Annotated in this window: 12 protein-coding genes; 7 read left to right on the plus strand and 5 right to left on the minus strand. The window is 43.3% G+C overall.

The window, feature by feature from the left end; translation table 11 throughout:
* Positions 1-35 precede the first annotated feature (35 nt).
* The gene (locus tag GQF63_RS00555; RefSeq protein ID WP_160367153.1) at positions 36-1,784 is read right to left on the minus strand and encodes a helix-turn-helix transcriptional regulator; all 1,749 of its coding nucleotides are present in this window, start codon (positions 1,782-1,784) and stop codon (positions 36-38) included.
* A gap of 291 nt (positions 1,785-2,075) precedes the next feature.
* Here GQF63_RS00555 and GQF63_RS00560 point away from each other — a divergent pair, with 291 nt between their 5' ends.
* Complete coding sequence (locus GQF63_RS00560) at positions 2,076-2,645, plus strand: AAA family ATPase (RefSeq protein WP_160367154.1); 570 nt, start codon at positions 2,076-2,078, stop codon at positions 2,643-2,645.
* Positions 2,646-2,760: 115 nt separating this feature from the next.
* Complete coding sequence (locus GQF63_RS00565) at positions 2,761-3,156, plus strand: (deoxy)nucleoside triphosphate pyrophosphohydrolase (protein WP_160367155.1); 396 nt, start codon at positions 2,761-2,763, stop codon at positions 3,154-3,156.
* Between the two features lie 100 nt (positions 3,157-3,256).
* Here GQF63_RS00565 and GQF63_RS00570 read toward each other — a convergent pair whose 3' ends face one another.
* From GQF63_RS00570 to GQF63_RS00580, 3 genes are read right to left on the minus strand one after another with little or no spacing between them, the layout of a single operon-like run.
* Positions 3,257-4,486, minus strand: a complete 1,230-nt coding sequence (locus GQF63_RS00570) for a Glu/Leu/Phe/Val dehydrogenase dimerization domain-containing protein (RefSeq protein WP_160367156.1) — start codon at positions 4,484-4,486, stop codon at positions 3,257-3,259.
* 17 nt (positions 4,487-4,503) lie between these two features.
* Positions 4,504-5,631 carry a 4-hydroxyphenylpyruvate dioxygenase gene (gene hppD, locus GQF63_RS00575; RefSeq protein ID WP_212592416.1) on the minus strand — a complete coding sequence of 376 codons (1,128 nt, stop codon included), beginning with the start codon at positions 5,629-5,631 and terminating at the stop codon, positions 4,504-4,506.
* Positions 5,632-5,667: 36 nt separating this feature from the next.
* Positions 5,668-6,825, minus strand: coding sequence for a homogentisate 1,2-dioxygenase (locus GQF63_RS00580; protein WP_160367157.1), 1,158 nt, complete (start codon positions 6,823-6,825; stop codon positions 5,668-5,670).
* Between the two features lie 331 nt (positions 6,826-7,156).
* On the opposite strand from GQF63_RS00580, the gene GQF63_RS00585 reads away from it, so the two are divergent.
* Both GQF63_RS00585 and GQF63_RS00590 read left to right on the plus strand, forming a co-directional pair.
* Positions 7,157-8,137, plus strand: a complete 981-nt coding sequence (locus GQF63_RS00585; RefSeq protein WP_160367158.1) for a fumarylacetoacetate hydrolase family protein — start codon at positions 7,157-7,159, stop codon at positions 8,135-8,137.
* A gap of 21 nt (positions 8,138-8,158) precedes the next feature.
* Positions 8,159-9,055 (plus strand): flavin reductase family protein, encoded by an 897-nt coding sequence (locus GQF63_RS00590; protein ID WP_160367159.1) that lies wholly within the window; start codon positions 8,159-8,161, stop codon positions 9,053-9,055.
* Here GQF63_RS00590 and GQF63_RS00595 read toward each other — a convergent pair.
* The gene (locus tag GQF63_RS00595; RefSeq protein WP_160367160.1) at positions 9,047-10,807 is read right to left on the minus strand and encodes an aromatic amino acid hydroxylase; all 1,761 of its coding nucleotides are present in this window, start codon (positions 10,805-10,807) and stop codon (positions 9,047-9,049) included. The genes GQF63_RS00590 and GQF63_RS00595 overlap by 9 nt on opposite strands.
* A gap of 257 nt (positions 10,808-11,064) precedes the next feature.
* Here GQF63_RS00595 and GQF63_RS00600 point away from each other — a divergent pair, with 257 nt between their 5' ends.
* The 3 genes from GQF63_RS00600 (at position 11,065) to GQF63_RS00610 (ending at position 14,609) form a co-directional block, all read left to right on the plus strand.
* Entirely contained in the window at positions 11,065-12,840 is a 1,776-nt protein-coding gene (locus GQF63_RS00600; RefSeq protein WP_160367161.1) for an AMP-dependent synthetase/ligase, read from the plus strand.
* An 81-nt stretch (positions 12,841-12,921) separates the two neighbouring features.
* On the plus strand, positions 12,922-13,239 hold the full coding sequence (locus tag GQF63_RS00605) for a GNAT family N-acetyltransferase (protein WP_160367162.1): 318 nt from the start codon (positions 12,922-12,924) through the stop codon (positions 13,237-13,239).
* 41 nt (positions 13,240-13,280) lie between these two features.
* On the plus strand, positions 13,281-14,609 hold the full coding sequence (locus GQF63_RS00610) for an amidohydrolase (protein WP_160367163.1): 1,329 nt from the start codon (positions 13,281-13,283) through the stop codon (positions 14,607-14,609).
* Positions 14,610-14,642 lie beyond the last annotated feature (33 nt).

The raw sequence follows: 14,642 nt of genomic DNA on the forward strand, positions 1-14,642 counted from the left end.
TATGCCAGCAGAAAGGCCCATAAAGCCCCTTTCTGCTATACTTGGCTGGCCTCTTCTTTGAGGTATTCTAAAAACTGGGAAGGTGTTACCCCTGTACTTTTTTTGAAGGCCTTACTAAAGATACTATGCGAAGAGAATCCTGAAACCTCGGCTAAATAAGCTATTTTGTACTGCTCAAACTGCGGTTCATTCTTAATCCTTTCTATGATATAGCGAATGCGTAATCCATTGATATAATCGTTAAAGTTCATCTGCTTATGGGTATTGATGACTTTGGACAAGGTGATGGTATTGGTGCCTAAATAACTTGCTAAAAAAGCAAGACTCATTTTACTGTCGACAAAGAGATCGCCATGCTCAAAGTCTTTCAGCTTTTCGAGAATACGGGTGGTTTTCTCGTCAATCTCTTCGACACGAGGTTTACTCTCAGGTTGGATTGCTTGGACTTCTTCCTCCTCAGGGGTATCCTGGGGTTCAAGGGCTTCCTCCGGCTCATCCAACTTCGCCATGTATTCGCGGATTTTGACTTTTATTTTCTTGTTCTCACGCAATTGGTAATAGCCGAATAAAATTAAGCCAAGGATCAGAAAGCCAAAACCAAATAGGCTATACCGCAGGAGGTAATTGGTTTCACTTTTCTTTTTGAGGTCATCCTCCAATTTATTTACTTCCAGATTATTGATAAAGGAATTTACAAAATTGGATTTCTTATTGTCGTTTAAGGCTGCATCCTGCTCAATAAATTGTCGGGAATATTCCATTACCTTTTCGGTTTCACCTAGCTCCTTGGCTGAAAGATAAGCATAACGCAAGGATTCCATTTCGAAATCGATATAATCAGCAACGCCTATTTTTCCCTGAATAGCTGCTTCGGCTTCCTGAAGGGCAGCCTGATAATTCCCTTGTTGATATTGCGCTATGGCCAAAAACACATGCGCCTTATAGGTATATTCTTTGTGATTGTTCTCCTCTCCTAGTTGAATAACTTCTTTGAGGTAGGTATTGGCTTGCTCGTATTCCTTCTTAAACAAATGCAACTGTCCCATACCCAGCTGCTGATCAATGCCCATCAAATGAACCTCATTTGGGAAGTGTTTATCCAAAAGCGCCTTCGCGTCCTGCAAGTAACTTGCGGCTTGGTCAAATTGCTCCTGCATGATATAGCCCTTTGCTAGAAATACCTCGAGGGTCACCTTACTCATGATTAGGTACAAGCGTTCATAATTATCCAGATTACGCTGCTCCAGCAAGGTATTCATCGCTTTCAGATTCTTCTCGTTCTCTGCTACATACAGGTCAAACTTGCCACTTAGATAGTAGAAATAGCTATACTCGGCATCGGCAAGAATCCGTTCTCTACCTTCCGGGAACTTCGCGATATACTGCTGTGCAGCCTCAAAAAACTGTTGGCTTCGGGTATACTCCTTTTGACGATATAAGACTTCTGCAACGGATATTTTGGCAACAAAAGCTTGGAAGTCATCCTTGGTTTTGGAAGCTAAGGTGTCCAGTTTCTGATAGTAATGCATGGCAGAATCCAATACCCCATCACTGATTAGGGAACTTCCTAAATCCTGATACAGCATTTTTTGCTCGTCTTCATTCAGCTTGCGCTTTTCCAGGTAAGTAAGATAAAAGCGTTGTCGTGTTTGGAAGGCTTTATCCAACAGCTCCTCATTAGCGTATTTGGCCAAGCTATCTTGTGCGTGTAAAGGCTGAATTGCCCCAAGCAGAACAAGTAATAAGATAAGGGCTGATCGGTATAAGGTTTCGGTGAACTTCATGTAATAATGCGCTGCGGAGGCCTGCCAAATTCATCCAAAATAAGGTAGAAATATCCGTCTTAGTTTAATGCTTCTGAAATTTAAGCTAATATGTAGCGTAGAACTAGCCAATATAATGCCATAAAATGCGGTAAAAGATTTTAATAAAAGGCGCTCAGAGATAGCTGTTTAAACAAATTTCATTAATTCCTTCATAATTAGTGGAAATAGCGTTGTTAAAGACAACAAGTTTTTAAGTATTTCGTTAATAGGTTAGGCCTATGTTGCCTTATGAATGACACAATATAAACCATGGATAATTTTTTTGTACTAACTGGAGGACCTGGTGTTGGTAAAACGAGTCTGTTGGAGGCTTTGGAAAAAGAAGGATTTCCTATTATTCCGGAAGAGGCGCGGCATATTATCAAAGAACAAGTGAAGCAGCATGGTGATGCCCTACCCTGGGCAAACAAACAGAAGTATGCGAATCTGATGTTAGAGCGTTCCATCCACTCTTTTGAAGAACAAAAACAACTGCACCCTAATCTGATCTGCTTTTTCGACCGCGGCATTCCGGACAGCTTCTGCTATGCTAATATGGAAAACCTAGAGTTGGATCCAGAATTGTTAGCAGATGCTGGCAGATTGCGCTATAACCCCTTGGTATTTATCCTCCCTCCATGGGAAGATATCTATGAAATGGATCAGGAACGGAAGCAAACCTGGGAGGAAGCCATGATGACCTACCAAGCGATGCAAGAGACTTACCTATCACAGAACTATCAACTTGTTGAAATACCGCTAGATAGCGTAGAAAACAGACGTAATTTTGTGCTAAAAACCATCGCCTCCGTCATGCAGCTGAAAAACAACAGCTATTAGCCTCCTTAGATTAAAAAGGATATGGTAATTTAATCACTTACAAAAAGCTCCTTAATTTAACTACAGGAAAGTTTTTTCTTTTTCAGAGCCCCGTAAAAATACTTATATTTAGCTGATGATACATGTAGCCTGTGCCCTTATTGAAAAAGATAATCAATTATTGATTTGCCAACGTTCTGCCGAAATGAAACTCCCGCTGAAATGGGAATTCCCTGGAGGAAAACAAGAAGAAGCGGAAAGTTTGGAAGAATGTCTGTTACGCGAAGTAGAGGAAGAACTTAGCTTGAACGTAACGATCCATAAACCATTGACCAAAGTGGAATACCACTATCCTGATTTCTCCTTAACCCTTTACCCTTATTTATGTAGTATTAAATCGGGTAAATTAAGTGTGAATGAACATGAGCAAGTGCAATGGGTAGATCCTGTGGATCTATGGAAATACGACTGGGCCAATGCAGACTTACCGATTATAGAAGAATACATCCGTACCACAAGAGAAACTATCTAATAGCGAACCTTAGCGAGGATTAACCCCATAAAACACGAAGGACTGCCCAATGAGCAGTCCTTTCGCATATTTATTAACCCACTAAGGTTTGGCAATAGCACTATAATAATTGTTTCAATGCAAGCTCATAAGCACGGGATGATATCCCCGTCTTGGAGGTTGGATCTACTTGATGAATAGCTGCTACAGCTTGTTGAATGACGTTGGAAACATCCGAAAATATAGCATCATCACTAATTTCAATGTTGGGCTGCATGAGGTAGGCAAATACTCGAGCCATGCCGCAGTTGGCAATGAAATCTGGAATAACAGCGACATGCTGATCGGCATATTCCATTACAGGACCGTAGAAGATCTCTTTATCTGCAAAAGGCACATTGGCGCCAGATGCAATCACCTCCAGGCCGTGTTCAATCATGGTGCTTACCTGCTCCTTCGATACCAAGCGGGAGGCTGCTGCAGGAATAAAAATAGCTGCACCAAGCTTCCAAATACTGTCGTTGATTTCTTCAAAGGATAGCATATTGTCGGCCGCTAACGAGTTTCCATTCCTTCCTAAGAATAGGGCAGCGATTTCTTCTTCGGAAAAGCCTTTTTCATTGATTAAGCCGCCAACACGGTCAATAATACCAATGATGCGGACGCCCATTTTACTGAGGTAAAACGCAGCAGACGCCGCCACATTCCCCCAACCTTGGATAATAGCTGTCTTTTGGTTTATCTCCCCTCCAAATAGGTCATAGAAATGATGAACAGATTCAGCAACACCAAAGCCGGTAATCATATCGGCAACCTTATATTTACGGCGAAGCTCTGGACTGTAGTTACCATCTTCAAGCACCTTCGATACACCATAGCGTAATTGTCCGATCTGATGAATACGACCATTCTCACGCACATCAAAATGCCCGCTCAAGACACCTTCTTGTGGATGCCATAAGCCATATTGCTCGGTCAAAGGAATAACATCGGTAATCTCATCGATGTTTAAATCCCCTCCTGTGCCGTAATAGTTTTTCAACAACGGAGTTACCGCCTTAAACCAACGATCTAGTACTTCCTTTTTGCGCGGGTCTGCCGGATCGAAGTTGATGCCTGATTTCGCACCGCCAATAGCAGGTCCTGAGACAGTAAACTTCACTTCCATTGTTTTTGCTAAGGATTCCACCTCATTCTTATCAAGACCCAGACGCATCCGGGTCCCCCCTCCTGCGGCACCACCACGTAAGGAATTAATAACTACCCAACCTTCTGCATCGGTTTCTGGGTCTTTCCACTCAAATACAATCTCTGGACGCTTTTCTTCAAAAGCCTTCAATAAATCTTTCATTTCTTAATTCCTACAGCTTATAAGTTTCCTCTACGTTCTTGTTCGCGTTCAATAGCTTCAAATAAAGCCTTAAAGTTACCGGCGCCAAAACTTTGCGCCCCTTTACGTTGGATGATTTCGTAGAATAAGGTAGGGCGATCTTCTACCGGCTTAGTAAAAATCTGTAAGAGATAACCTTCTTCATCACGATCCACAAGGATACCCAAGTCCTGGATAATTTTAATTTCCTCATCGATGGCGCCGATGCGCTCTGGAAGCATATCGTAATAAGCTTCTGGTGGTGCACCTAAGAATTCTACCCCTCTAGCTTTCAAAGCTTTTACGGTTTTAACAATATCGTTGGTAGCCAAGGCAGCATGTTGCACGCCTTCTCCTTCATAAAACTCTAAGTACTCTTCGATCTGTGATTTCTTCTTACCCTCGGCAGGCTCATTAATCGGGAATTTCACATAACCATTACCATTACTCATCACCTTACTCATTAAAGCTGAGTATTCGGTATTGATTTGTTTATCATCAAAAGATAGAATGTTGACAAAGCCCATTACATCCTGATACCATTCTACCGTTTCATTCATGCGATCCCAGCCCACATTCCCAACGCAATGGTCAATGTAAAGCAATCCTGTTTCTTCCGGGTTGTAATCTGATTTCCAAGGTTGGTAGCCCGGCATAAAGGTTCCCGTATAGTTCTTACGTTCTACGAACATGTGTACCGTTTCACCATAGGTGTAGATTCCTGCTGTACGAACTTCCCCAAACTCGTCTTGCATTACCTGCAATTCCTGGTACACTTTCCCCCCACGTTTTACCGTTTCCTGAAAGGACTTTTCCGCATCCTCTACCCATAGGGCAAGAATCTTAACACCATCGCCATGCTTTTTCACGTGCTCCGAGATCGGGTGATCAGACTTTAAGGCTGTAGTCAGTACCAGTCTGATTTTATTTTGCTTCAATACGTAAGAAGCACGATCGCGGACGCCAGTTTCCGGGCCAGCATAAGCTTCAGATTGAAATCCGAAGGCCGTCTTATAATAGTGAGCCGCCTGCTTGGCATTGCCCACATAAAATTCAATGTAATCCGTTCCGTTAATAGGTAGAAAATCTTGCGCTAATGCGATCTTTTCTGCAAATGTTTGTGCCATAATTTTGTTTATAATGTGATAGTTCTTTAAAAAGGATTAGCTCATCCAGGAGATGAAATAATCAGGATCTTCAATTTCTAATGCTGCTTCCGTTAATTTTAATGGACGGAAAGGGTCAATCATCACGGCTAATTCATCCGTTCCGGTTTGTCCGATACTCTTTTCAACTGTACCAGGGTGCGGGCCGTGCGGAATTCCTCCGGGATGCAACGTAATTTGCCCCTTTTCTACGGATTTGCGACTCATAAAATCACCATCAACGTAGTATAATACCTCGTCAGAGTCTACATTGCTATGGTTATACGGTGCCGGGATAGAATCAGGGTGGTAGTCATACAATCGTGGACAGAAGCTACACAATACGAAGGTATTGGTCTCGAAGGTTTGATGAACAGGGGGTGGCTGATGCAGCATCCCTGTAATAGGCATAAAGTCATGAATAGAGAATGCCCAAGGATAATGATAGCCATCCCAGCCTATGAAATCAAATGGATGACTGCCATAGATGTAAGGATAGATTAATCCTTGTTTCTTAATTTTAACTTCAAAATCCCCCAGCTCATCGTATGTTTTCAAGTTCTGCGGACGTTTGATATCCCGTTCGTAGAAAGGTGCATGCTCCATCAACTGTCCGAACTCGTTGCGATAGCGCTTTGGAGTTTTTATCGGGTCGAAGGATTCTACAATAAACAAGCGATTATTCGCATCGTTAAATTCCAGCTGATAAATAACGCCCCGAGGAATAACCAAGTAATCCCCGTATCCAAAAGGAATCTCTCCATACCCAGTTTTCAAAATCCCTGATCCTTCATGGATAAAGATGACCTCGTCGGCCTGGCTGTTTTTATAGAAATAATCCTGCATGGACTCCTGCGGAGCAGCTAGTGAAATATGGAGATCATCATTCACCAATACAGGCACTCTGCTCTCCAAATAATCGGCTTTAGGCTTCACCTGAAAGCCTTTTAAACTGGTATGCTTTAAGTGTTTATCACGAGCTACCTTGGGGCTCACATCGTAAGGTTCCTGAATTTGCTTCACCAAGGTTGGTGGATGGCAATGGTATACCAAAGCATAGGTACTCGAAAATCCATGCGTAGAAACTAACTCCTCCGCATAGAGTTCACCATTTGGTTTTCTAAAAACCGTATGGCGCTTCGGCGGGACTTTTCCCAATTGATGATAAAGTGGCATAATTAAAGAGTTTTATAAATTGATAGGATATCGTTTGGCACTGCCAAAGACATCAGATATATACAAGAAATTATAGAGGAAAGTATTAGTATTGTGCGAACACCACTTCAGCAATCAATGCCTTCGTAAGGGGCATCATGCCTTGCGCAAATAAGACGATATGTAAATCGCAGATGTTCATAAATGGTTATTGTATTACTCAAATATACGGTATTTTATTTTATATTTACAGCACTATACAGAATAATTCTATTATTTGCCCTTTCATTTTCAAATACCCAACAAATAATAGACCCAATTGTAAATATTATATAAACTGGAGAAATCCATTATGAAAATCGTAACATTTAAAAGCAAACAGGCTGAAGAAATAGGTGTCTTCCATGAAGAAAAAGTATACCCTATCTCCCAAATTGCAACCCATCTACCCACGCAAATGGACGCCTTTCTCCATTTAGGAGAAGCCGGATGGCAACAATTACAACATGCCTTCGACATCTTTAGCCAAGATAAGGAATCTTTGAGTCAAGGACTTAACCTACAATCACTTACCTTGCTATCACCCGTACCTCGGCCGGCCTCCCTTCGGGATGCTTATGCCTTTCGGCAGCATGTAGAAACCTCCCGTGCTAACCGCGGCTTGCCTATGATTCCCGAGTTTGATGAATTTCCCGTATTCTACTTCTCCAACCACCGTGCGGTATCTGGCCCCGGCCTGATCGAATGCATGCCCGATCATTTCGACAAATTAGACTTTGAACTGGAAATTGCCGTTGTTATTAATAAAGCCGGTCGCAATATCCAAGCTGCTGATGCCGATAGCTATATTGGCGGCTATATGATTATGAACGATTTGAGTGCGCGCCGCCTGCAAATGGAGGAGATGAAGCTGAACCTTGGCCCTGCCAAGGGGAAAGACTTTGCTACGGCCTTAGGTCCCTGGCTGGTTAGCAAGGATGAGTTAGCCCCCTATTTGGTAGAAACACCTGCCGGACATACCGGAGAGCTCTATAACTTAAACATGCAATGCTATGTCAATGATCAGCTTGTTTCCTCAGGTACCTTAGCCAGCATGAACTGGACCTTTGCTGAAATCATTGAACGCATTTCTTATGGGGTAGACCTTTATCCGGGCGATGTAATCGGCTCTGGAACGGTGGGTACCGGATGCTTCTTGGAGCTGAATGGTACCGGCAAGCGTCAGAACCCCGATTACAAAGAACAATGGTTGCAACCAGGCGATCGCATTCGCATGGAAGCCACTGGCCTCGGAGTCTTAGAAAATGAAGTACGATTAGCCCCTCAATTATAAACGATTAGCCGTTATATACTTATGCAAAACTTTGATACAAAAACCTTCGAACCGAGTACCCACGGACTGGTATTTGATAATTTATTAAAGCATGCCGTTGCGCCAAGACCGATTTGCTTCGCCAGCACGGTCGATAAAAATGGGCAGGTCAATTTAAGTCCATTTAGTTATTTCAACTACATGTCGCAAAACCCGCCAATCTGTGTCTTCTCGCCCCTACGGCGAATGCGCGATGGCTCCACAAAACATACCCTCGATAATATCCATGAAATCGATGAGGTGGTGATCAATATTGTAAACTACGATATAGTGCAGCAGCAATCTTTAGCCAGCACGGAATATGCCAAAGGCATTGACGAGTTTGCAAAGGCAGGCTTAACCCCCATCAAGTCGCAAAAGGTAAAACCGCCACGCGTTGCGGAATCACCAGTACAGTTAGAGTGCAAGGTAAGGCAGGTTATTCCATTGGCCGATGGCCCCGGAGCGGGTAACCTAGTCATTGCGGAAGTGCTTTGCATGCATGTCAAGCATCACCTCTTAAACGAGCAGGATGAAGTCAACCAAGCCGACTTAGATCTGGTTGCTCGCTTAGGAGGAAACTGGTATTGCCGGGTGACGGAGGATAATCTATTTGAAGTACCCAAACCCCTACGTAAATTAGGCATCGGGGTCGACCAATTACCCGAGCACATTCGCTTATCTACGGTATTAACGGGCAATCAACTGGGCTTGCTCGCTAATATTGAAGCGATTCCGGAGGAAACAGACATCGCCAAAAACGATGCCCACATTCAACAGCTGTTGAGTATGTGGGCACAAGATAAAGTTCAATTAACAAATGAGCTGCACCGCTATGCGGCCCAGCTTTTAGACCAAGGCGAAATAGATTTCGCCTGGCAGGTATTATTATTAGCCTAACGTCAGGCTGATGTTTTTATCCTTGGCCAATCGAAGGCCATCTTGAATCAACTTCGTTAATTCCGGATGTAAACTAAGCTGTTGGATTAGGAAATCCTCCGCACGCTTGGCCAAGGTTTCTAAATCCTGATGCAGGGCAATCTCAAACACTTCCAAGGCAGCAAGCCAGTTATCGGAATGTTCCGGCGCTAATAGTTCGAGCTGTGCTTCTAGAAACTCGAAATCAACCTTCTTTTCACGGGCCTCCCGAATATGCTGAAAGACCTGTTGCAGCTGCTTGCTGCGGTCAGAGTAGTCCACTTTCAATGGATTATAGTCGTTCTCCTGCAATTCACCTTCAAAGGCATCCTTGTCGGCTGCACCGGCAAATACCGAAACAATACGTTCGCCAATAGCCATATCGTAAGTCCCCCATTCTGGCAAGAAATAATAATGGCCATCCTCACCCCTTACCGTACAATCGGTAATACTTATCAAGAGGAGTTTATCGCCACGGAAGGTTAAACTTTGCACCTGGCCAACCACATGAAGACCTGATTCAAAGGTCAAATCGCATAAAGCACCCTCTTCAATTCCTAAGGCCTTCAATTCAGCTAAAGAACAATCCTCTAAAGGTTTATCCAGCCCCGCTAATCTACCTACAGGCGAGCTAAAGCCATCCTTATGGTAACTCTTTCCGTGCCCTTCCAATTGTTTATAATCAAAAGCCAATGCGGTAGGCCCGGAGGTTTTAATACCAATAAATTCATCCGTTTCAGCAAAGGCTACCACCTGCCCAGACACCTGCAAGCCCGAGCTATAAACCAGGGTACAGATCTGCCTGCTGTCAATTGCCTTGGCTACACTTTCCTTACCTCCTACACGGAAGGCCATTTTATTCGCAAATTCATCCAAAACAGCATAAACCTGTTTAAAATCAGGCGTAACAAACAGCTGCGGTTGAGGCTGCGTAATATCATAGGCATAATCAATAGCCGCTAAGGTATAAGGCAATTTCTTCACTTCCGGACGCATGCAATTGGCACTTTCTCCGATGGAGGACAGCAGGCCCGCACCATAGATCTTAGGATCGTCTAAGGTGCCAATAAGACCATATTCTACGGTCCACCAATGCAGGCGGCTCAGCAAAGCCATTTCCGAAGGTTCCCCCATATCCTTAGAAATCGCTTCAAACTTACTTTCTGCAGCTTTTATTTCCGCTTCACTCGCATTTTCCTTTTCTTTCACGATGGAAAGCTCCCGGATGGCCTCGTACAGCTCCATATCTTTCCCCGAGCTGAGGGCCTTAGTTCCGACCGAGCCAAAGTATTGCAGGTAGTCTGCATACTCCGGTTCTCCAATAATTGGCGCATGGCCCGAAGACTCATGGATAATATCGGGTGCCGGTGTATAGGAAATATGATCGATGCTCCGAATATCCGCAGCAATCACCAATACCCGATAGGCCTGAAACTCCATAAACGCGGATGGCGGAATAAAGCCATCGACAGTTACAGCGCCCCAGCCAATCTTTTTTAAAGCATCGTTCATGGCTTGCAAATCAGGAACCGACTCAATGGTCAAGCCTGCTTTGGTAAGCCCTGGAATATAGGGGTAATAGGCAATATCGCGGAGGTAAGCATAGTTCTGTCGCATCACATAACGCCATACTGCCTGATCAATCGAAGTATATCGATCATAGTATTGAAGCACAATGAATTTCAACAGGTGCTTGGGCAGTTGAGCAACTACCGGATTATTATAATAATTCATTTACAATTAGTTTAAACAAACTTAAATAAATTCAAATCAAAAGACAAAATCGCCATTTTTGCCAAATAATATCTGGCGAGCACAAAAATAGGTCTTTATACTCAACCCAGAGAGGTTTCTGTTAGTTATTATCAATTTCGTAAAAATCAAGCCTTAATAATTTAACATTTTTTTATTTTTGCAAACTTCTTCCCTTTACTTATTGTTAATCGATGGAGGAAGACTGCTGGCTTGGACAGCAGCAAATTTGAATGGAAATGGACGAAAATTTAAGATTGTTCGACCTTGCTTTTCGGCAGGTTGAACTTTTTCCGAACCTGGATATTTTTTCACATAAAATAGACGGAGCCTGGAAACCTATAAAAACAGAACAGTTTTTAGCAGCAGTCAATGCTTTATCGAAAGGATTGATTGCGTTGGGTGTAAAGCCAAATGAAAAGGTAGGATTGATTGCCGACAGCAGTGTCGAATGGCACATCGTCGATTTCGCCATCCAACAGATTGGCGGCGTCACAGTGGCCATCTATCCGAATATTACCGATGCCGATTACCAATTTATCTTCAACGATGCTGAAATCAAATTATGCATTGTAAGCAATAAATCCTTGTATAATCGGATCATGGGTCTTCAGGATTCTATTTATACCTTGAAATACGTATTCTGTATGGAAAAGGTCGAGGGCATCCGGCATTGGGACGAAATCAATGCTTTAGGTACCGAGGTCTCCAATGAGCAACTGAGTTTACTGCGTGATCAGGTCAAAGCAGAAGATTTAGCGACATTGATATATACTTCCGGCACAACCGGAAAGCCAAAGGGAGTGATGCTTACCCACCGCAACATTATGGCCAATGTGGAAGCGGCCCGCGAGATTACCCCTTGTCAGGCCTACGATCGCTCCTTAACCTTCCTACCCCCTTGCCATGCTTACGAACGGATGGTAATCTATACCTACCTCTATATCGGTATTACTACGCATATTGCCGAGTCGCTGGATAAAATAGGCCAAAATATCAAGGAAGTACAGCCACATATTATGACGGCGGTACCTCGCATCCTAGAGAAAGTCTACGAAAAGATTATGAAGGCCGGCTTAGATCTTAGCGGAACGAAACGTAAGATTTTCGACTGGGCTGTCAGCGTCGCGGAGGAATACGACCCTAATCCCGAAAACCGTAGCTTCCTTTATAACATCAAATTAAGCATTGCTAAAAAGCTGGTGTTAGATAAATGGTACGAGGCCCTAGGCGGGCATTTAAAGACCGTGGCATCAGGCAGTGCCTCCTTGCAGGCCAAACTTGCGCGTGTATTGTTGGCGGCTGGAGTGCCCTTATTTGAGGGTTATGGCATGACCGAAGCCTCGCCGCTAATTTCAGTAAATCATTACCTGAAAGGAACACGTGTGGGCACCGTTGGATTAGCCGTAAAATATGTAGAAATAAAACTTGCTGAAGATGGCGAAATCTTGGTGAAAGGCCCGAATGTGATGCAAGGCTATTATAAAAACAAAGAGGAAACCGATAAAACCATTATTGATGGCTGGTTGCATACAGGTGATATTGGGGTTTGGGAAGAAGAACGATTCTTAAAAATCATCGACCGCAAGAAAGAGATGTTTAAAATCTCCGGTGGGAAGTATGTAATCCCACAACCTATTGAGAAAAAACTATTGGAGTCCAACTACATTGAGCAAGCCATGGTGATTGGGGATGGTCAGAAATTTGCATCCGCTTATATTGTTCCGAACTATGCCCATTTGATTGATTGGAGTAAAACAGAGGCTCCTGAGATTAGAGATTTACCAAAAGAGCAATTCTTAAAACAAGAGAAAATCGTTCGCAAAATCAATAAGGAAGTGCAATTAGCGAATAAGCATTTTGGAAATTGGGAGCAAATCAAAAAACCGATTATCCTGTCCAATGAATTTACGATTGAGGAAGGCGAGTTAACCCCTACCCTCAAAATGAAACGCAAGGTAATCCTAGAAAAATACAAAAGAGAATTCGAAGCTTTATATCATACCGAAGCCTAGAAATTTCTTATCTTAGGTCAATGCATACACACAAAATGATGCCGAACTTGTTCTTTCATTAACAACATAAAAATTGAACACATGAAAGAACAATTCGAACCCATTACACTCACAAAAAACGAAGAATTAAGTCGCTTTGAACTGCAATATGAAGGCCATACCGCCTTTATAGAATACAAAGAAACCTCTCGTAATTACGCTTTAGTGCATACGGAATCTCCGGAAGAACTGGCAGGTACAGGCGCAGCGTCTGCCTTGGTAGAAAAAACACTGCAATTTATTGCGGATGCCGGAAAAACAGTATCTCCTTATTGTCCATTTGTTTATGCCTTTATCAAAAAGCATCCGGAGTGGAAAAAAATCGTATCGACACACTTTCCGGGCTACGAAGAACTGTAGAATTTCCTATTTTTAGGAATTCTATCACACAGCTATTTTACATGAAGAACGATTCTCCCCTTTCCCGAAAAGATTTTTTGAAGCAGGGAGCCTTAGGTTTGGCAGGTTTAGGAACTGCGCCGCTCCTTGGCCAGCTTCCGGCAGCAAGACCTAACCCTATGGAAAATAACAACTTGCAACTCTTGAAAAACGTACGGTTGGAAACCGGTTTTTCCTTCGATGGCAACGAAGTAGCTGCCACTGAAACAGGACTTTTTTGTATTGCTGTGGAGCATGGAAAAATAAAGGCCATTCTTCCGAACGACCCGCAGGCGAAAGCATTTGATGCCAAGGGCATGCTGATGTTACCCGCATTTAAGGATATGCATATCCATTTGGATAAAACCTTTTATGGTGGCCCTTGGAAGATCATCAAGCGCAGAGCGGGAGGTGTAAAAAGCATGATTGCCTTGGAACAGGAAATCTTACCGGAGATGCTTAAAACATCCACCGAGCGGGCGGAGAAACTCATTGAGCTCTTGCAGTCCAAGGGATCTTCCTTTGCGCGTAGTCATGTGAATATCGAGCCTACTTCTAAATTAGACTCGCTCAAGAATCTACAGCGGGCACTGGAACATAAAAAAGCGGGCTTTGATGCCGAATTAGTTGCCTTTCCCCAACATGGTCTCTATTATACCGATTCCGTTCCTTTTATGAAGGAGGCGGCAAGTATGGATATTGACTTTATCGGCGGATTGGATCCCTATAGCATTGATGGCAGTATTGAAAAACCCATCGATTTCACGGTACAATTGGCTTTAGATCATCAAAAAGGCATCGACATCCATTTGCATGAATCGGGACAATCGGGCGTAGATACCATCGAATACCTCATTAAAAAGACGATGGAAAACCCCAGCTTAAAAGGGAAAACCTTCCTCAGCCATTGTTTTGCTTTAGCCGCGCTTCCAGCAACGACCTTGGCACCCTTGGCCGAAAAACTGGCTGAAGCGCAAATAGGTATTATTTCCACCATTCCGATGGCCGGTCGCATCATGCCAATCCCAACCTTGTACAAATACGGGGTAAAGGTGGCAACAGGTAATGATAGTATCATCGATCCTTGGAGCATTTATGGGACAGGCTCTGTGCTGGAAAAAGCCTGTTTAATGGCGCAGCTTTATGGCTTTGGCAATGAGTTTATGCTGTCGCGAAGTTTAGCCTTAGCAACAGGTAATATCTTGCCCCTTGATGACCAAGGAAAACAGCAATGGCCAAAACCTGCAGATGTGGCGAACTTTGTCTTCGTGGAAGCCAGTTGTTCCGCAGAAACCGTAGCACGTGTTCCCGAAATAAAACACCTTATTCACCGGGGAAACCTAGTTTACTAAGGTTTTATCGTCATATTTGCATCACATTAACAT

Origin of the sequence: Sphingobacterium humi (genome assembly GCF_009768885.1) — a bacterium.
Classification (GTDB): domain Bacteria; phylum Bacteroidota; class Bacteroidia; order Sphingobacteriales; family Sphingobacteriaceae; genus Sphingobacterium; species Sphingobacterium humi.

Bases quoted from the DNA above. Each gene is read 5' to 3' on its own strand.
- GQF63_RS00560 (WP_160367154.1), top strand. From the start codon at position 2,076: ATGGATAATTTTTTTGTACTAACTGGAGGACCTGGTGTTGGTAAAACG.
- GQF63_RS00565 (WP_160367155.1), top strand. From the start codon at position 2,761: ATGATACATGTAGCCTGTGCCCTTATTGAAAAAGATAATCAATTATTG.
- GQF63_RS00585 (WP_160367158.1), top strand. From the start codon at position 7,157: ATGAAAATCGTAACATTTAAAAGCAAACAGGCTGAAGAAATAGGTGTC.
- GQF63_RS00580 (WP_160367157.1), bottom strand. From the start codon at position 6,825: ATGCCACTTTATCATCAATTGGGAAAAGTCCCGCCGAAGCGCCATACG.
- GQF63_RS00600 (WP_160367161.1), top strand. From the start codon at position 11,065: ATGGACGAAAATTTAAGATTGTTCGACCTTGCTTTTCGGCAGGTTGAA.
- GQF63_RS00595 (WP_160367160.1), bottom strand. From the start codon at position 10,807: ATGAATTATTATAATAATCCGGTAGTTGCTCAACTGCCCAAGCACCTG.
- GQF63_RS00570 (WP_160367156.1), bottom strand. From the start codon at position 4,486: ATGAAAGATTTATTGAAGGCTTTTGAAGAAAAGCGTCCAGAGATTGTA.
- GQF63_RS00610 (WP_160367163.1), top strand. From the start codon at position 13,281: ATGAAGAACGATTCTCCCCTTTCCCGAAAAGATTTTTTGAAGCAGGGA.
- GQF63_RS00605 (WP_160367162.1), top strand. From the start codon at position 12,922: ATGAAAGAACAATTCGAACCCATTACACTCACAAAAAACGAAGAATTA.
- GQF63_RS00590 (WP_160367159.1), top strand. From the start codon at position 8,159: ATGCAAAACTTTGATACAAAAACCTTCGAACCGAGTACCCACGGACTG.
- hppD (WP_212592416.1), bottom strand. From the start codon at position 5,631: ATGGCACAAACATTTGCAGAAAAGATCGCATTAGCGCAAGATTTTCTA.
- GQF63_RS00555 (WP_160367153.1), bottom strand. From the start codon at position 1,784: ATGAAGTTCACCGAAACCTTATACCGATCAGCCCTTATCTTATTACTT.